Raw genomic sequence first — 17,838 nt, forward strand, 5'->3', positions numbered from 1 at the left:
GTGATCCTGCTGATGACGCGCGTGCCGAGGCGTTTCGTGGCCGGGTGTCGGATGACGGTCCAGAGGAGGTCAATGGTGAGCGCGATGAGCTCGCTGGTCCAGGGGCATCCGAGCATGCAGAGGATCAAGGTGGTAAGCAGGTGCGAGACCAAGGCAAAGAGCAGGTGGCGTAGGGCGGAAGAGAGAAGGCTCCGAGGCAATGATGTACTCATGCCTGAGTAGTGGTCGGACTGCTCCTCACTGCCGCTCGTCCGCGACAACGCGGGGATTCCAGCGGATCGCACCGTTGACAGCCAAGGTTGTGGTCAAGCGCGTGGCAGCCAGCGGTTGTGCCCGGACGATGACGGGCGACTCTGCTTTGGAGGCTGAAGATGTCGGTGGTATGCGGCAAACTTGTGCATGAGTTCGGGACGCGAAGGAGAACCCCATGACCGTAGTCCGTGTGGATGTCGCGCCCGACCTGCTGCGTTGGGCCGTCAGGCGGGCGCGCTGGGACGAGGAGACCATCCGTCGTCGTGCCCCCAAGTTCGATGACTGGATTGATGGCACCAGGCGCCCCACTCTCAAGCAGGTGGAGAAGTTCGCTTCTGACACACACACGCCCTTCGGGATGCTCTTCCTGCCTACTCCGCCGGTCGAGGAGATCCCTATCCCGGACATGCGGACCATTCGCGACGCCGGAGTCCGCGCGCCGTCCGCCGACCTGCTGGAGACGATCTACCTGTGCCAAAGGCGCCAGGACTGGTATCGCGACGACGCCCTGGAACTGGGCGCTTCCCCGCTCGGCTTCGTGGGGTCTGCAACGCTGGCGACTCGGGCGGAGGATGTCGCCGCCCGCATAAGGGAAGTGCTCCGCCTGGACGAGCGGTCCGCCTCTAACTCGGCAGCCGCGATGACGGACCTCATCAAGCGTGTTGAGACCATCGGGGTCCTGGTCATGGTCAGTGGGATCGTCGGCGCGAACACGCACCGCGGGCTCGACCCGGAGGAGTTTCGCGGATTCGTTCTGGCTGACGACATCGCTCCGCTCATCTTTGTAAACGGTGCCGATACGAAGGCCGCGCAGATCTTCACTCTCGTTCATGAGCTCGCCCACCTGTGGCTGGGACGCAGCGCTCTCTCCGACGCCACTACAGGTGCTGTGAAGGGAACGAAAGAGGAGGAGCACTGGTGCAACCAGGTTGCTGCGGAGGTGCTGGTCCCCCTCGAGTCGCTCCGTGAGGAGTGGGCAGGAAGCTACGGTGAGGACGAACTGGAGCGACTGGCCGCCCACTACAAGGTCAGCACTCTTGTGGTGCTTGCCAGGCTCCGAGAAGTTGGGCGACTGACCTGGGACGAGTTCATGTCCCGGTACGACGCCGAACGCATGCGGGTCATGGAAGTCATGCAGTCCAGTCGTAGCAGCGGTGCGGGTGGGGAGTACTACAACACTCAGTTGCGGCGTCTGGGGCGCCCATTCACCCGGGCGGTGGTCTCTTCGACCCTGGAGGGGCGGACGACGTACCGGGATGCCTACCGGATGCTGGGGACAGCGACGCACTCGACCTTCGAGGGGTTGGCAGAGAGCGTGGGCAAGCTTGATGCACCATTCCACCCGCGCGGCGGAGCGCTGAAGCTCGCCCTGAGCTAAGTCTCCCGGAGCCATGAGCCCGGGTCAGTAGCCGGCGTGGCACAGTTCGACTGTTCGCCGGAGCGCCCTGCTTTCGTGTCGGAGGCAGGTGCGACACTGTCCCGTGGTGCCCGACCCCGGCACCGCCCCGACGACGAGAACGAGGAACCCGTGACCAAAGAGACCGAGCGCGCCGAGCTCCACCGGACGATCTGGAAGGTCGCCAACGAGCTGCGCGGAAGCGTGGACGGCTGGGACTTCAAGGCCTACGTCCTGGGCTTCCTCTTCTACCGGTTCATCTCGGAGAACCTCACCGAGTACATCAACGCCGGAGAGCATGAAGCCGGTGAGCTGGAATTCGACTACGCGGCACTGGGCGACTCCGAGGTACGCGAGGCGCGCGACGACATCATCAACGAGAAGGGCTTCTTCATCGCCCCGTCGGAGCTGTTCGGCAATGTGCGCGAGCGGGCGCCGCACGATGAGAACCTCAACGAGACGCTGTCCAGGATCTTCAAGAACATCGAGCTCTCCGCCTTCGGCACCGGGGCCGAGTCGGACCTGCGTGGCCTGTTCGACGACGTCGACGTCAACTCCAACAAGCTCGGCTCCACGGTCGCCCAGCGCAACGAGAAGCTGGTGCGGATCATCAATGCCATAGGGGATCTCGACCTGTCATACGGTGACTCGACCATCGACACCTTCGGTGACGCCTACGAGTTCCTGATGACCATGTACGCCTCTTCGGCGGGCAAGAGCGGAGGGGAGTTCTTCACCCCGCAGGAGGTCAGCGAGATGCTGGCGCGCATCGCCGTGGCCGGCAAGACGAGCGTGGACCGGGTGTATGACCCGGCCTGCGGCTCAGGTTCGCTGCTGCTCCAGTTTGCCAAGGTGCTCGGCAAGGAGAACGTCCGTGGCGGGTTCTTCGGCCAGGAGATCAACCTGACCACCTACAACCTGTGCCGCATCAACATGTTCCTGCATGACATTAACTTCGCGGACTTCAACATCGCCCACGGGGACACACTGCAGCATCCGGCGCACTGGGACAACGAGCCCTTCGAGGCGATCGTCTCCAACCCGCCGTACTCGACGCACTGGATCGGCAAGGACGATCCAACCCTCATCAATGACCCGCGCTTCGCCCCCGCGGGCATCCTGGCCCCGAAGTCGAAGGCCGACCTGGCCTTCACCATGCACATGCTGTCCTGGCTGGACGTCAAGGGCACGGCGGCGATCGTCGAGTTCCCCGGTGTCCTGTACCGGGGCGGGGCGGAGCAGAAGATCCGCAAGTACCTGATCGAGAACAACTACGTGGAGGCGGTCATCCAGCTACCGCCCGACCTGTTCTTCGGCACGACGATCGGCACCTGCATCATCGTGCTCAAGAAGTCGAAGACCACCAACGATGTCTTCTTCCTCGATGCCTCTGACCAGTTCGTCCGCACCGGCAACAAGAACCATCTCGCGCCCGAGCACCGCGACTTCATTGTCGATGCCGTGGCGAAGCGTGAAGTGGCGGCGCACCGCTCTGCTGTGGTAGGCGCGGAGCAGCTTGCGGAGAACGGCTACAACCTCTCGGTGTCGGCCTACGTGGAGGCAGAAGACACACGCGAGGAGGTAGACATCGTGGCGCTGAACGCTGAGATCGCACGCATCGTGGCGCGCCAGGCCGAGCTGCGTGCCAGCATCGACGCGATCGTCGCCGACCTGGAAGGGGACGCCAAGTGAGCCGCATCGATGACCTGGTCAAGGAACTGTGCCCCGACGGAGTGGAGTACAAGCCGCTGGCGACGTTGTTCAACACGCGGAATGGCTACACGCCGCGGAAGACTGACGCCGAGGCATGGTCCGGCGATGAGGTGCCTTGGTTCAGGATGGAGGACATCCGGGCTAACGGTAGAATCCTCAGTGATTCGATGCAGCGGATATCAAAGTCTGCGGTTAAAGGTGGTCGGCTGTTTGCCGCAGATTCGATCTTGGTAGCAACATCCGCAACGATCGGAGAGCACGCGCTGATCCGGGTGCCGCATCTCTCGAACCAGAGGTTTACTTGCCTCACGTTGAAGGATGAGTATCGCAGCTGCTTCGATATCAAGTTCCTGTACTACTACTGCTTCCGCCTGGATGAGTGGTGCAAGAAGAACACTACGGTCTCGAGTTTTCAGTCAGTTGACATGGTTGGCTTCAAACGGTTCCGGTTCCCGATTCCTCCGCTTGCGGTGCAGCGCGAAATTGTGAGAATATTGGATCAGTTCACCCAGCTGGAGGCGGAGCTGGAGGCGGAGCTGGAGGCCCGTAGGGATCAGTATGCCTATTATCGTTTGGAGCTGCTTGCGCGTGCTGCGCAGTCCGCCCTGCCGGTTGCGCTTAAGAGTCTTGGTAGGTGGGTTGGAGGAGTTACGCCATCTACGCGCAACTCGTTATATTGGGATGCTGCAAGTGTTCCTTGGTTAACCCCTAAAGACATGGATGCTGATGTGGTCTGTCGCACTGGAGATATGGTGACTGAAACCGCCGTACGCGAAACCTCGCTGCATATGGTTCCCGAAGGGAGCGTCGCGATCGTGTTCCGCTCGAACATTTTGCGGCGAAAACTTCCGATTGCGTATGTCGGCATCGAAGTAACTTTGAATCAGGATATGCGAGCTTTGCTGCCCGGTCACGGTGTGGACCCCGTCTATGTGTCCGAAGTTCTTCGAGCTGAGGAGCATCTTCTGCGGAGAAGGTACGTCCGCACCGATGGTTCTATGGCGGCGGTCGAGTCTAAGCGTTTTCTTTCGCATGAAATCCCGTTACCGCCCTTGCCTGTTCAGCGTACGGCTGCAGACATGCTCGAACAGTTTCGGACGTTGGTCGGTGACCTCAACTACGGCCTGCCGGCGGAGATCGCGGCGCGGCGCAAGCAGTATGAGTACTACCGGGACAGGCTCCTGACCTTCCCGGAGAAGGGCGCATCAGCATGACCGGCAAGCATATTGAGATATTCTTGGTGGACGGCAAGTCTGGTGGGATCACGACGGCAGATGTTTCAGGCTGGACTGGACACATCCTTTCCGGTCCGAGAACTATGCTTAAAGAACTCCGTGCCCGATGGGATGCGCAGACGAACGGCGTATACCTGCTTCTCGGCGAGGATCCTGAGGCAATCGAGTCCACTCGATGCTACATCGGCAAGACTGAGAACTTCGCAGAGCGGTTTGTTGACCATGATCGCAAGAAGGACTGGTGGACGCGGGCGGTTGTTATCTCATCTCGCGAAGATGCCTTCAACCAAGGTCACTGGGGCTACCTGGAATCCCGCATGTTGGAGATCGCGGCGGAAGCGAAAAGATGTTCTCTGACGGATAACGTTCAGACCCCGAAGCCACGTAAGCTTTCAGAAGCTCAAGTCTCGGATACCGATGCTTTCTTGACGCAGGTTCGTTCTGTTCTGCCTGTCCTCGGTGTGAACGTGCTGAGTAATGTCAGGACGGAGCGAAGTGGCGTAGCGTCTCTGAGTGATTTTGACTCGCCGACATTCCGGTTGTTCAGTCAAGGGAGAGGGGTTGATGCGCGCGCACGCGTAAGTGGGTCCGAGTTCATCATGCTTGAAGGGTCAATTATCGTAGGCTCATGGGGCGGCCCTGGCCAGAACAACGAGGGCCATAGTCAGAGCACTAGGCGGCTATACGCATCGTATCGCGCGCAGCATGAGAAACTTATCGATGACGGCTCAATCGTTGTGAAGGGTCCTACTGGTACCTTGACTCGCGATATCCCCTTCAGCTCTCCGTCCACTGCGGGAGCGATCGCGCTCGGGCGCTCCTGCAACGGACGGGCAAGCTGGACCTGGGAAGGAGGCACATACGCCGACTGGGAGAACGGAGACCTGCCTCCATCCAATGCTGAAGTCGAAGAAGGACAGGGCGAGGCGAGCAGGATCGCCGTCGTCGGCCCGTGACTGGAACGCAGAGAGACAACACTGACATGACCATCCGCGAAGCCCACGCCGTACGCATTGAACCCGTCATACTGACCGACGAGGCCACCGTCGTCGGCGCCTACGAGCCGAGCGAACGTACCAGCAAGGCGTACCAGTCCGAAGCGGACCTTGAACGCGCCTTCATTGCACAGCTCCAGGACCAGGCGTACGAGCATATCGAGTTCAGTCCCGACAACGCGGAAGCCGAACTCATAGCCAACCTCCGCACCCAGCTTGAGGCGCTCAACGACTACCGCTTCACCGACGCCGAGTGGAAGCGCTTCTTCGAGCACTCCATCCTCACCACCGGAGGCGCGCTCGACGTCGTCGAGAAGACCCAGCGCATCCAGGAGGACCACGTCCAGGTCTTCACCCGGGACAACGGCGAGTCCAAGAACATCCGCCTCATCGACAAGCAGCACATCCACAACAACCGACTGCAAGTCACCAACCAGTACGTCGCCACCAACGCTGCGCGCTCCAACCGCTACGACGTCACCATCCTCGTCAACGGGCTGCCGCTGGTTCACATCGAGCTCAAACGGCGCGGCGTCGACATTCGCGAGGCCTTCAACCAGATCAACCGCTACCAGCGCGACTCCTTCTGGTCCGGGGCGGGCCTGTTCGGCTACGTCCAGATCTTCATCATCTCCAACGGCACCTACACGAAGTACTACGCCAACACCACCCGCCAGGATCACCTCACCGGGAACCAGGGAATGCAGCGCCAGGTCAAGGCCGCAACATCAGACGCCTACGAGTTCACCTCCTGGTGGACCGACGCCGCCAACCAGCGCATCACCGACCTCGTCGACTTCACACGCACCTTCCTGTCCAAGCACACGCTGCTCGCAGTCCTGACGCGCTACTGCGTGTTCACCGTCGCCGACACCCTCGCGGACCGCAAGCTACTGGTCATGCGGCCCTACCAGATCGCCGCCACCGAGGCGATCCTCCAGCGCATCAACACCTCCACCAACGCCCGCCAGACCGGCACCCTCGCCGCCGGCGGATACATCTGGCACACCACCGGCAGCGGTAAGACCCTCACATCCTTCAAGACCGCCAAGCTCGCCGCCGGAATGGAGGAGATCGACAAGGTTATCTTCGTCGTCGATCGCAAAGACCTAGACCACCAGACCATCAAGGAATACAACCGCTTCGCCGAGGGCACCGTATCCGCCAACCAGTCCACCATCCAGCTGACAGCCCAGATCAATGACCCCTCGGTCAAGATCATCGTCACCACAATCCAGAAGCTGGCCACCTTCGTTGGACGCAACCGTAAGCACGAGGTCTACACCGGGCACGTCGTCCTCATCTTCGACGAATGCCACCGCAGCCAGTTCGGTGACATGCACACCGCCATCACCAAGGCCTTCCGCAACTACCACCTCTTCGGCTTCACCGGCACCCCCATCTTCGCCGATAACGCCGGCTCCAGCGGCAACGTGCAACTGCGCACCACTGCCCAGGCCTTCGGTGACCAGCTCCACTCCTACACGATCGTCGACGCCATCGGCGACAAGAACGTCCTGCCCTTCCGCATCGACTACATCGACACCGTGCACAGCCGCGACGACGTCGTCGACGCCGAAATCAGCGCCATCGACACCGAGCGTGCACTCCTCGCACCCGGCCGGATAGCGCAGGTAGTCACCTACATTCGCGAGCACTTCCACCAGAAGACCCGGCGCAACCGGACCTACACGCTCGGGCAGCAGCGCCTGGCCGGCTTTAACTCACTGCTTGCCACCGCATCCATCCCCGCCGCGCGCGCCTACTACCAGGAATTCGCCCGGCAGCAGCAGGGACTGCCCAGCGACCAGCGACTCACCATCGGCATCATCTACTCCTACGCCGCCAACGCCGAAGCGCCCGGGGACTCACTCGCGGAGGAGTCCACCGACCCCACCGCGCTGTCCGCCGACGACCGGGCCTTCCTCGACGCCGCCATCGCAGACTACAACCACCAGTTTGGAACCAATTACGATACCAGCGCCTCAGGCTTTGAAGGCTACTACGAAGACATATCCGCCCGCCTCACCAAGCGGCAGATCGACCTCGTCATCGTCGTCAACATGTTCCTCACCGGCTTCGACTCCAAGACCCTCAACACCCTGTGGGTCGACAAGCAACTGCGCACCCACGGCCTCATCCAGGCGTTCTCCCGCACCAACCGCATCCTCAACGCCGTCAAAAGCTACGGGAACATCGTCTGCTTCCGTAACCTACAGGCCGAGACCGACGCCGCCATCGCCCTGTTCGGCAACAAGAACGCCAGCGGCACCATCCTCCTGCGGTCCTACCGCGAGTACCTGGAAGAGTTCATCGCCAAGGTCGCCCAGCTGCGCGACAAGTGGCGGCCCGGCGAGGTGATCACCTCCGAGGAGGCTCAGAAGGAGTTCGTGACGCTGTTCGGCCAGATACTCCGGTTGCGGAACATCCTGGTCTCCTTCGATGAGTTCGCTGAGGACAACATGGGGGGCCTCAACGACGCCGACCTTGCCGACTACACCAGCATGTACCTGGAGATCCATACCCAGATGCGCGCGGCGGCCGAGGCGGAGAAGGAGGTCGTCAACGAGGACCTCGTCTTTGAGATCGAGCTCATCAAGCAGGTTGAGGTCGGTGTCGACTACATCCTGAGGCTCGTGGAGGATAAGCGAGCACAGCGGGGCGGGAGTAACGGCGAGGACCGGGAGATCCCCGTGGAGATCAAGCGCGCCATCGCCTCCAGCCCCACGCTCCACTCCAAGCGCGACCTCATTGAGGACTTCGTTATGTCCGTCTCCGGCAACGGGGCAGTTGACAAGCAGTGGAAGGCATTCATCGCGGCGCGGATGGCCGCAGAGCTGGACGCCATCGTTACTGCCGAAGGGCTGCGTGGGGCAGAAACTGAGGAGTTCGTCGGCGCTGCCCTGCGTAGCGGAGTCGTTCCTACCGAGGGCACCGCGATCACCCGTCTACTCCCGCGCGTCTCCCGCTTCCGCAAAGCGGCCGCCGGCCAGAGCCACGGCGAGCGCAAGGCGCGCGTCGTCGAGGCGCTGACGGCGTACGTGGAGAGGTTCGGGGACCTCACAAATGAGAAAGCGTAAACGGGGTGTTCCGGTTTGAAGGTGTGGGCGGGATCGGGTGGCTGGCAGCTCGGTGGTAGCGCGGCGAGGTCGCGTCGAGGCCCCTGGCGGGCATGACGGTGACATCCCGCTGCGGGCCACTTTCCAGCCGACTCGCTGGGCCCCGGAGCGGGTGTGATGGTGCGGGGAACTTCGAAGCTTGTACTGCGCGAGGGGTCATCGATTCAGTAGGCCGAGACGCCGGAGGAGATGGGGCATTGTCGTGGAGGGGCTGGATCCCTGGGCGTTGATCTGGGGCGCAGAGTCGCCGACGACGAAGCACCGCTGCGCAGCCTCGTCGACCCGGTCGAAGGGGAAGTCCTTAGGTAGCCCTTTGGCATCACGTCCGTCCTGACCGGTCAGCTGACGGTAGTGGCGCTGCGCGTCAGTCTGATCTTGGTACCTGCGGACTCGCTCATAGTGCGCAATGAGCCACACCTCGAAACAAGGCACTGAGACGACGCCGATGACCCTGCTGGACTTGAGACTGGCGCAGTCCTGGAGGAAGCGCTTGCGGTCGGTGCCATCATGGTCGACGACGATCCACACCTCGTCGAAATCCGTGAGCCCTCCGCGTCCGCCCGTCAGGTCCTTGAGGATTGTCTCGGGTTCCTTTCCGTCCTCGGGGCGAAGGGTGATTGCCAGGCCGGCATCACGGGGGACCTTCTTCTTGATGACTTCGAGGTACTCCTTCTCCGTTCTCGCTCCGTTCGTGATGATGAGGACGGTGGTCCGTGTCCGGCGGGCGTTCCTCCGGTTGCGCTGAATCGTCCTTCCCACGGCTCACCCTGCTGTCTGCGGGGCTCGTGCGATGTCGATCGCTTCCATGACCCGCGAGAAGTCGACATCCGGTAGAGCGCCGAAGCGGCCGGTGAGGTAGCGTTTCTGCTCATTGTTGCTGGCGCGGGTGTCGAAGTCCGCCAAGGAGAAGACTTCACTAGACGTTCCATGCTTCTCGCAGAACCACACCTCGCCCGGAGCGAGCACCTTGCTGGGCGCGTTGCCGAGCAGAGACGTGTCATGGGTCGAGAAGAGGATCTGGGCGCCCGTGGTGTTGATATCGGGGTCCTTGAACATTCTCACCATGGCCGCAGCGAGGGTCGGGTGCAGGCTTGCATCGAGCTCATCGACGACAAGGAGGTCTCCCCGAGCAATAGCGTTGACGGCCGGGCCGGCGGTTGTCAACCAGGTCAGCGTGCCCATGCTCTGCGCGCCGAGGCCGAGGTCGAATGTCCTGCCTGCGTCGTCTGAGTGAGTGAACACGAGCAGGCGGACAACGGAGGGCAATGCGTCGTCGGGGATCTGAGTCGAGAGGTCGTCGCTGCCGACGGCCAGGAGTGCGCGCATGCGCTCTAGGACTTCTGGCGGAATCTGCTCCTCCTGGACGCGGACATCGCTGATACCGAGGTCCGCCATATGTGCGAGTGCCTTGACAATGCCCTGCCAGCGCTTCGGGTTCTCAATCAACCGGGAGATGATCCACTGCACCCAGTCCTCGGTGCTCTGATCGCTGCGGTTAACGGCGGCGATGCTGGTACCGGCTCTCAAGCCCTGTGACACCGGAGCGAGCGTCTTGTGCTGGTAGCGCGAGGCTACTGCGAGCAGGAGATCTGTTGCGGTGAGGAGTCGCTTGACTTCCGCGGTCGGGCCCGTGAGGCTCGGTCCGGACTTCACCTCGATGGGCGTGTCGGCGCTCTGCTGGGTTCGCTGGAACAGAAGGCGTGAGGTGCCCTTGGGATAGGCGTGCAGAACCTCGGAACGGATGCCCCACGGCATGGCCTCCACGGTGTAGTGGTAACGGACGCCCGTGCGGGTGAAGTTGACGTCGTAGGTCGTGGGGAGGTCGGCGCTTGCCTGTGCATGTGGTGCGTAGAGCGTGCGACCGGGGTTGGCGACGGCGTGTGCGAGTGTCTGGAGGGCGTCGAGCAGCGTGGACTTGCCGGAGGCGTTGGCGCCGTAGACGGCGGCAATCCGGTAGGTCGAGTTCTCCCACGTCTGGGGTGGCTTCGGCGTCTGCGTCTTGAGCGAGGGGGTCACGAACGATAGGCCGGCCTCGCTGGCGAAGACTCGGAAGTTGGAGGTGGCGATATCGAGCAGCATACAGCGAAGCTAGCCTGTTCCCTTATCTATGTCAAGATTTGGGAGAAAAAGTACGGATCTGATGTAATGATGAGTGACTGTGGTGGGCCCCTCCCGTCGGGCATGACCGTCGAGGCCTTGCGCGACTTGCCTGAGCCCGTCGTGCTCGCCACCTGTGCCAGATCGCGCAGGCGCGTCAGGGTGCGCGACTTCTCCGAGGATTCCGGCGCCTCCTCGCTCGCCGCCTGGGAGCGATGTCGTGCCATGCCTTTCATTGATTGTCTGTATCAGGGCGGTCGGGGAGGGCAGGAAGGCCTTCGCCAGAGTTCAGGAGAACAGTGCGTCGCCGCGGTTGCCGGTGACTCTCGGTCCGGCGGCATCCGGGGCGACGTCGAGCGACGGCGGGGGAGTGGGAGCGGACGGCGCGGTGGTAGGGGAGGCGGGGGGAGCGGGGGAAGGGGCGGGGCTCGTGGGACCGGTGCCGAAGCGGGTGGCGCTCGCAGAGGGGGTGCTGGGAGGAACGGCCGTGGTCACGGGGACGATCCTAAGAAGCGCCGCCGACCAGAAGGCCAGTACGGACAAGTGTGTTCGAGGTGTGACTCCCGCTTGCCCGCCCGGCTGTGCGGCGGGCACAATAGTGGGGAGCCACCCGGCTGGGACCCGGATGACTCCCCGATGCGGCCGGTCCTAGAACCAGCCGCGGAGGGAATCCATCAGGACACTAACGGCCCGGATCAGATGAGCGATAGCGTTGATCCGTTCGCTCGTCTTCCGGGCCGTTTCCTCGCCCTTGCGGACGTTGGCGTGTCGGCCTTCGGTCTCCGCCCTGTGACGCCGCGTCCACCTCGGATGCCTTCGCCGCCAACCGGCGTACACCCCGACGAAGAGGTGGTTTCCTTGCCGGTTTGCTGGACCATGTCCAGGATGACGCCGGTCAAGGTCGAAAGCAGTACCCGTGCTGCGATCCGTGCCGTCGCGGAGCGTCAGGGCGTCCACCGGATGTCGCCATCCGGTGGACGCCCCGGTTCGAGGCCCGGTCTCCTGTGGTTGCGCCAGAAGAGTGGTGATCCCCACTGTGTTTCACATATAAGTGAAACTGCGTTACGCTGTAACAGCGCCGACGAACCGTGTGCGAGGAGAGGAGGCTTCATGTCCGTCAGCACGCTCACCAGGGTCGGCCTCGCGGCGCAGACCGTGCGTGAGGTTCAGGAGATCAAGCCCATAGAAGGAGCCGTACTCGTACTGCGTCACCCTGACGGCCGCGAGGTCGTGTTGACGCAGGGTGTTCAGAGGGCTCTGTTGGCAGCCCTCGCCTCGATCGCCGAGCATGGCGAGGTCACTATCGGCCGTGTCCCTGACGAACTCACCAGCACTGTTGCGGCCGACATGCTCGGTGTCTCGCGTCCTACGCTGCTGAAGTGGAGCCGCGACGGCGTGATCGCCTCTTTCAGGGTTGGTACGCACACTCGCTTCCGCCGAGAGGACGTAGTGCGGCTTCGGGATGAGCGCGAGCGTGAGCGTCGCCGTGCCTTCGAGGAGTTGCGCGCTCTGGACGCGGAAGGGGGCTTCGAGCACTTCGAAGACTGACTGCGACAAAATTCACGGAAACCTGTGAGTGCGGCTGCGGCTTGCCGTAGCCTGCGTCTATGACGCAGCGGGTGCTCGTGGATGCGAACGTACTGTTTCAGAAAACAACCATGGACTGGTTGTTCCTGTTGCGTCTCCATAATCCGGGCATGTTCCAGACCTATGCCACCGAGGACATCATGGCCGAGGTCATTGCAAACATGCGTGAGAAGAAGCCGAGGGCGCCCGGACGCGTCACCCGCCGTCGTGCTGAACTCATTCGGGAGAGTCTAGATGAGGTGATTCCCGACTATCCTGGCGATGTGCCGTTCAGTGGTGCTGACCCGAATGACTATCATGTACACGCGGCGGCGGTGTTTGGTCGGGCGGATTTTCTGCTCACACATAATGATTCCAGGGACTTTACCGATAATCCTGACGGTGAGATCTACTCGGTCATCACGCCCGATGAGTTCTTCCTATTGATCGCAAGCTCTGCCCCGAACTGTATGATGCCCATCGTTCGTGAGCAAATGGAGTACTGGGCGGACAGGCCGGGGTATCGGCAGTTGGATGATGTGTTGATGCGGTCCGGGTGTCCTGGGTTTGCGCTGTGCGTCCGTGAGGTGCTTCAGCAGATCGCGTTGCTTTAGCGGCGCTTCGCGTTTGAGGGTGTGGATGAAGCCGGGAGTCGGCTCGCCCGTGTGCCTGCTGCCGAGATCGTTTACTACGCCTGTTCGGTGTCTGCTACGCCGGTTAGGTGTTTGTTGAAGGGCTCTGGGCTCTTCAGCGGAGGTCTAACTGGCGTAGTAGAGGCCGAAGGGACGTACCCAATGATCGGGCTCTAGCCTCCGCGTCGCCAACGCCATGCCCAGCGCTGCATCCCACCGCATACGCTTGCTCCTCAGCGCCGCCCCACCTCGGATGCTCGCACCGCCAACCGCCATGTCTCCACGAAGAGGCGGTTCGTCGTCGGGCATACATGGAGTCGTGTCCAGGGTGACGGCGATCAAGGTCGGTACGCACACTCTTCCGCCGAGAGGGCGAAGCGCGGCTTCTGATGAGCGTGAGGGTCGCTGCGCCTCCGATGAACTGCGAGCCCTGGGCGTCGAGGTAACACTCGACATCGACCGACCAGTGGTGCTCAACTCGGAGGGGCCGGGGTGAGGGCTTCCCCGAGGGGTCTATTGTTGGGTGACTGCAGGTATGGTCAATAGTATGCCTTCGCGGGCATACTTGTGGCATGAATAGGATGACTACGATCAAAGTCGAGAGCAGTACCCGTGATGCGGTCCGCGCCCTCGCTGAGCGTCAGGGTGTCACCATGGATGTCGCCATCCGCCGTATGGCCGATGCTGCGGAGCGTGAGCTGCGTTTCGCCGACCTCAAGGCGGCCATGGACGCCAACCCGCCGGATGAGGCTTACTTTGCCGAGCTTGCTGACTGGGAGTCGGACGCGTGGAACTGATGCCGCAGCCTTTGACTGGCGAACTGTGGTGGGCTGCGCCGGATCCGGCGGCTGGACGTGAGCAGTCTGGGCGACGTCCTGTTCTCGTGATCTCCAATGCTCGCTACCATCACGCCGTAACGACGTTGGTCGTGACTGTCCCGGTAACCTCCGTCAACCGACGCTGGCCGAACCATGTGCGGATTCCCCGCGGTGCGGGTCTGCCCCAGGACTCCTTCGCCATGACCGAACAGGTCCGCACAATCTCCCGGAGAAGACTGGCTGAGCGTATTGGTATTGTTGATGACGATGTCCTGGGACAGGTGCTTAGCTGGGTGAGAGACTGGATCGCCTAGCGTGTCCAGCCAGGGGGTGACTGGCCGGACCGGATGAGCAATGGAACTGCCCTCGTTTCGAGACGCGAAGGCGGGTTAGTGGGGCTCGGCAGGCGCTAACGTTCCCGCTGACACGTAGCCCAAGGGCGAGGAGGGGCCAGTGGACGCGAGTGAGACAGAGGGCTCATCACAGGCTTCGCAGGAGCCCAGTGAACCACCTGCGCAGGCGGCCGAGGCGGTGACGACGTCGACGGCGCCGGCCGATGCGGGAGCGGAAGCGCCGGCGGCGGGGGCTGCCACCGAACTGACGCTGCTGGAGGCCGCCCCCGGCGTCGCCGTCCTACTCGCCGACACGGTGCCGGACGGCTGGGAGATCGAGCCCTTCAGTCTGGGGGAGCGGGCCAACACCGAGATCACCGATGCCGTCAGCAACGTCGCCGGTGCGCTCAACCTCGTCGCGCAGGGAGCGCAAGGGCTCGTCTCCGCGCAGGGACTGGTGCGACTCGCTCCGGAGACTCTACGCAACCTGCGCACCATGAATACGATCGTCAAGGACGGCTACAACCTCGGCGTCCTGACCCGAGGTGGTAAATTCGCGGCCCAGGTTCGCTGGGTCCCCGCCACCGGAGTTCAAGCCGCCACGGTGGCAGCGAGCGCCGGTCCGGCCTTCGCCCTGATGGCCATCAGTGCGCAGCTGACCTCGCTGTCCAAACGGGTTGACCAGAATCTAGAACTGACTCGCGACGTCCTCCAAACCCTGCTGCGGGACCACTGGAACGCCCTCAGCGGCATGTATGACACCGTCGTCGGCGCCATTGATGAGGCGCGCGAAATCGGGGCCGTCACGCCGCGGGTATTCGGCCGGGTTGCGCACCTCGAGTCCGAGCTTCGTGCCGAGTACAAGCACTTCGACGGCCGCCTGCAAAGTCACCTCAAGGCGCTGGGCGGGACCGCTGCCGAGCGGCGCGACTACCTGAGGGAGCACGCCCAGGAGGTGGCCGCCGACGTCCAAGGGCTCGTCATGTCCGCCAACGCCCACTACGGGTACCAGTTGCTCGCAGCGGCCGAGATCGCCTCAGACAGTGAGCGCAGCGAGCAGGATAAGCAACTCGTGCGGTACCGCGCCGAACGGATACCGGCCGAGCGGGCCGAAACCATGGCGAGGATCGCCCAGGTGCTCGGTCGGCTCGACGCGTACTGCCACCTGGCGGCGCTACTGGAGGCGCCCGGCGTCGACCTCGGTCGTGCCGGTATCAGGATCGGCGACATGGCGGGGCAGGTCTCCGGGCGCCTTCCGATGCTGCGTCGAGCGCCGCAGACCGCGAGCACCGAGCAGATCGTTGCGGCCATGACCAACTACGTGGCAGCGCTGTGCGTCGGTGCCTATGAGGCCCCCGCGGCCCTGGAACCGAACCTCAAGGTCATTGAGGATGACGACGCCGTGGCGCACGTGCTTGACATTCTCAGGTGGGTGCTGCCCAATGGTGAGCCCCTGCTGACCCTAGCCGAATTCAGTCGCGCCTCGGCGAGGGGCGGCAACCTCAAGGGCGGATATCTGGGGGTGACTCCGACCCGATTCTTCCTCGCCTCGCGTTCCACGCTCACCAGGGATGGACTGATCGACTACGACTTCCCGCTGGCGGACGTGCGCTACGTCCGGTATCGGCAGGGCGAGGACGGGGCGCGGCTGGACATCATCACCAAGGATGAGAACCTCGCAGCGCACTTCTCCGACCGGGCGGCCGCGGGCGAGCAGGGCGAACTGCTGCGGCGCGTCGCGGACGTGCTGATGACAGCAGCGAACCTGCCCGCGGAGGAGCGGCGCTCCGACCCGCTGCTGGCGGACGGGCGAGGTCCAATTCGGGATGGCAAGTCGGCATTGCCGAAGACCTCTAGTGTGACTAGACTGCCGCCACGAAACGGTCGGCGGTGCTGAAGCGGGTCAAGCGCGCAGCGCGCGACCGGGGACTTGAATACGAGGTTCGTGAACTCACTCGCCATACCGCCGTCCGAGTCGGGAGTGTTACGCGAGCCCTCGGGCGTCACGTCGAGATCGACGACGTGACGGCGGGCAGGTTCTTCGATCAGTTCGCCGAGGTCCTCGGCGGAAAAGGATGGTGGCGATGAGTCGAACATTTGTTCTCAAGGCCGAGCGGGGAATCGGCAATTGGTGGGTTCTTGAGGTCCCCGAGGTGGGCGCGGTCTCCCAGGTTCGTCGTCTCGATCAGGCGAGGGATGAGATGCGTGAGGCCGTTGCGTACCTCGCGGGCATCCCTGAGTCCGAGGTCGACTTCGATGTCCAAACCACACTTCCCGCCGACTACGTCGAGCACATGGCGGAGGCTCGGCGGCTACGTGAGCAGGCGGATGCGGCGACGCGCAGGGCCGCGGACGAGTCCCGTGCGGCGGCGCGAGTTCTGCGCGAGGACGGGTTGACTCTCCGTGAGGTCGGCATGCTTATGGGAGTGTCGCATCAGAGAGTGGCTCAGCTTCTTGACGCATGATCCCGGACAGGGCTGCGTTGGCTTGGGCACTCCAGCTCCGAGTAGCGCAACGGCGATCATGTTCGTCATAACCTGCTAATATGACGAACATGCACGCCATAAGGGGGTGTACATGCCCGGCTATCGGATCAATCGGCAGATGACCGCCTTCGGCGAGCACGTCCGTGGCTGGCGCATGGTGCTGGGGCTGACCGCCCAACAGGTCTCCGAGCGGGCCGACATCAGTCGCGATACGCTGCGCAAGATCGAACGCGGCGATCCCACCGTCTCCTTCGGCGCCGTCGCCCAAGTGCTGCGCGCCCTCGGCATCCTCGACCAAGTAGTCGACGCCGTCGACCCGCTATCCACAGAAATCGGCCGCCTGCGCGCCGGAAGCCTGACGAAGCGGCGAGCCCGATGACCGACGTCGAAGTCCTTCTCTACACTGAATCGAAGCCGCAGCGCGTAGGGACCGAGCACTTCACCCGTTCGCGGAGTCAGGTTTCCACCACCTTCCTCCTCGACGTCGTCGATTCGATCCGCGACCTGTCCCGCTCTCCGCGCGCCGACCTCCGCGAACTCTTCGCGCGTGTCGTGTTTTCTGTCGGTGTCGGCAACACGGACGATCATCCGCGCCACCACGGCTTCCTCATGGAACGGAGGTCTTGGCGCCTCAGCCCTGTATTCGACGTCAACCCCAATCCCGACCTTGCCGCCGGTCGAGCGACGTCTATCGGTGGCGCCGACGCGTTCCCGGATGAAGCGGAGGCCTTGTTGGCGCTTGCCGAGGACTGCGGCCTGACCAATACGGCAGCTCGGGAAGTAATAGCTCGCGTTGCTCGCCTGGGTGAGTCCTGGCGCGACCGCGCTCGCGCCAGCCGGATTCCCGATCGGGAGATCACCCTTATGGCTGACGCCATTGCCCCGCGTATCGAGGCGCTCGCTACCCTCGCCAACCAGGAACACGCATGATCACCGAACTCGCGATCCCGCAAGACCTCCTGGCGCCTGGGGAGCCTCGACGGCCCCACCCTGGATGATCTACGGGCCCGGCTGCTCAGCTCAGAGGCCTGAGGCCGCGGGGTCCGACGGCTGGAAGCCCCTCCCGCAGTCACTGCGGGGATCGTGACACCCGTGGCGATGTTGCAGTTGCTGCCGATCACCGTGGCTGGGTTGATGATGACGCGGCCGCGCGGGCTGGTGTGGCTCACCCGGTGCAGCGACACGCCTGCGCGCCCG

16 protein-coding genes are annotated in these 17,838 nt (G+C 63.1%); 13 read left to right on the forward strand and 3 right to left on the reverse strand.

What is annotated here, in order from left to right:
* The first annotated feature begins 427 nt into the window (after positions 1 to 427).
* The 5 genes from CWT10_RS01700 (at position 428) to CWT10_RS01720 (ending at position 8,671) form a co-directional block, all read left to right on the forward strand.
* Complete coding sequence (locus tag CWT10_RS01700) at positions 428 to 1,630, forward strand: ImmA/IrrE family metallo-endopeptidase (RefSeq protein ID WP_103063747.1); 1,203 nt, start codon at positions 428 to 430, stop codon at positions 1,628 to 1,630.
* 150 nt (positions 1,631 to 1,780) lie between these two features.
* The gene (locus CWT10_RS01705; RefSeq protein ID WP_103063779.1) at positions 1,781 to 3,340 is read left to right on the forward strand and encodes a type I restriction-modification system subunit M; all 1,560 of its coding nucleotides are present in this window, start codon (positions 1,781 to 1,783) and stop codon (positions 3,338 to 3,340) included.
* The gene (locus CWT10_RS01710) at positions 3,337 to 4,575 is read left to right on the forward strand and encodes a restriction endonuclease subunit S (RefSeq protein WP_103063746.1); all 1,239 of its coding nucleotides are present in this window, start codon (positions 3,337 to 3,339) and stop codon (positions 4,573 to 4,575) included. The genes CWT10_RS01705 and CWT10_RS01710 overlap by 4 nt, the downstream gene beginning before the upstream one ends.
* Positions 4,572 to 5,552, forward strand: a complete 981-nt coding sequence (locus CWT10_RS01715; RefSeq protein WP_103063745.1) for a GIY-YIG nuclease family protein — start codon at positions 4,572 to 4,574, stop codon at positions 5,550 to 5,552. The genes CWT10_RS01710 and CWT10_RS01715 overlap by 4 nt, the downstream gene beginning before the upstream one ends.
* 26 nt (positions 5,553 to 5,578) lie before the next feature.
* The gene (locus tag CWT10_RS01720; RefSeq protein WP_103063744.1) at positions 5,579 to 8,671 is read left to right on the forward strand and encodes a type I restriction endonuclease subunit R; all 3,093 of its coding nucleotides are present in this window, start codon (positions 5,579 to 5,581) and stop codon (positions 8,669 to 8,671) included.
* A gap of 195 nt (positions 8,672 to 8,866) precedes the next feature.
* On the opposite strand, the gene CWT10_RS01725 is transcribed toward CWT10_RS01720, so the two are convergent.
* The 3 genes from CWT10_RS01725 to CWT10_RS01735 all read right to left on the reverse strand — a co-directional run bounded on the left by CWT10_RS01725 (position 8,867) and on the right by CWT10_RS01735 (position 11,302).
* Positions 8,867 to 9,469 (reverse strand): RloB family protein, encoded by a 603-nt coding sequence (locus CWT10_RS01725; protein WP_103063743.1) that lies wholly within the window; start codon positions 9,467 to 9,469, stop codon positions 8,867 to 8,869.
* Positions 9,470 to 9,472: 3 nt separating this feature from the next.
* Positions 9,473 to 10,789, reverse strand: coding sequence for an AAA family ATPase (locus tag CWT10_RS01730; RefSeq protein WP_103063742.1), 1,317 nt, complete (start codon positions 10,787 to 10,789; stop codon positions 9,473 to 9,475).
* Positions 10,790 to 11,095: 306 nt separating this feature from the next.
* A complete protein-coding gene (locus CWT10_RS01735) occupies positions 11,096 to 11,302 on the reverse strand; it encodes a hypothetical protein (protein WP_128683227.1) in 207 nt (68 codons plus the stop codon).
* 615 nt (positions 11,303 to 11,917) lie between these two features.
* Here CWT10_RS01735 and CWT10_RS01745 point away from each other — a divergent pair.
* From CWT10_RS01745 to CWT10_RS01785, 8 genes are all read left to right on the forward strand, one after another.
* The gene (locus CWT10_RS01745) at positions 11,918 to 12,355 is read left to right on the forward strand and encodes a helix-turn-helix domain-containing protein (RefSeq protein WP_103063739.1); all 438 of its coding nucleotides are present in this window, start codon (positions 11,918 to 11,920) and stop codon (positions 12,353 to 12,355) included.
* A 59-nt stretch (positions 12,356 to 12,414) separates the two neighbouring features.
* Positions 12,415 to 12,987, forward strand: a complete 573-nt coding sequence (locus CWT10_RS01750) for a PIN domain-containing protein (protein WP_103063738.1) — start codon at positions 12,415 to 12,417, stop codon at positions 12,985 to 12,987.
* 590 nt (positions 12,988 to 13,577) lie between these two features.
* Positions 13,578 to 13,802 (forward strand): hypothetical protein, encoded by a 225-nt coding sequence (locus tag CWT10_RS01755; protein WP_103063737.1) that lies wholly within the window; start codon positions 13,578 to 13,580, stop codon positions 13,800 to 13,802.
* A complete protein-coding gene (locus CWT10_RS01760) occupies positions 13,802 to 14,137 on the forward strand; it encodes a type II toxin-antitoxin system PemK/MazF family toxin (RefSeq protein ID WP_233188253.1) in 336 nt (111 codons plus the stop codon). The genes CWT10_RS01755 and CWT10_RS01760 overlap by 1 nt, the downstream gene beginning before the upstream one ends.
* A 139-nt stretch (positions 14,138 to 14,276) precedes the next feature.
* Positions 14,277 to 16,052 carry a hypothetical protein gene (locus CWT10_RS01765; protein WP_103063735.1) on the forward strand — a complete coding sequence of 592 codons (1,776 nt, stop codon included), beginning with the start codon at positions 14,277 to 14,279 and terminating at the stop codon, positions 16,050 to 16,052.
* A 187-nt stretch (positions 16,053 to 16,239) separates the two neighbouring features.
* The gene (locus tag CWT10_RS01775) at positions 16,240 to 16,620 is read left to right on the forward strand and encodes a hypothetical protein (RefSeq protein ID WP_103063733.1); all 381 of its coding nucleotides are present in this window, start codon (positions 16,240 to 16,242) and stop codon (positions 16,618 to 16,620) included.
* 112 nt (positions 16,621 to 16,732) lie between these two features.
* Complete coding sequence (locus CWT10_RS01780) at positions 16,733 to 17,020, forward strand: helix-turn-helix domain-containing protein (protein ID WP_103063732.1); 288 nt, start codon at positions 16,733 to 16,735, stop codon at positions 17,018 to 17,020.
* A complete protein-coding gene (locus CWT10_RS01785; protein WP_103063731.1) occupies positions 17,017 to 17,571 on the forward strand; it encodes a HipA domain-containing protein in 555 nt (184 codons plus the stop codon). The genes CWT10_RS01780 and CWT10_RS01785 overlap by 4 nt, the downstream gene beginning before the upstream one ends.
* The last annotated feature ends 267 nt before the right edge of the window (positions 17,572 to 17,838 follow it).

Origin of the sequence: Actinomyces qiguomingii (genome assembly GCF_004102025.1) — a bacterium.
In the GTDB taxonomy this organism is placed as follows: Bacteria; Actinomycetota; Actinomycetes; order Actinomycetales; family Actinomycetaceae; genus Actinomyces; species Actinomyces qiguomingii.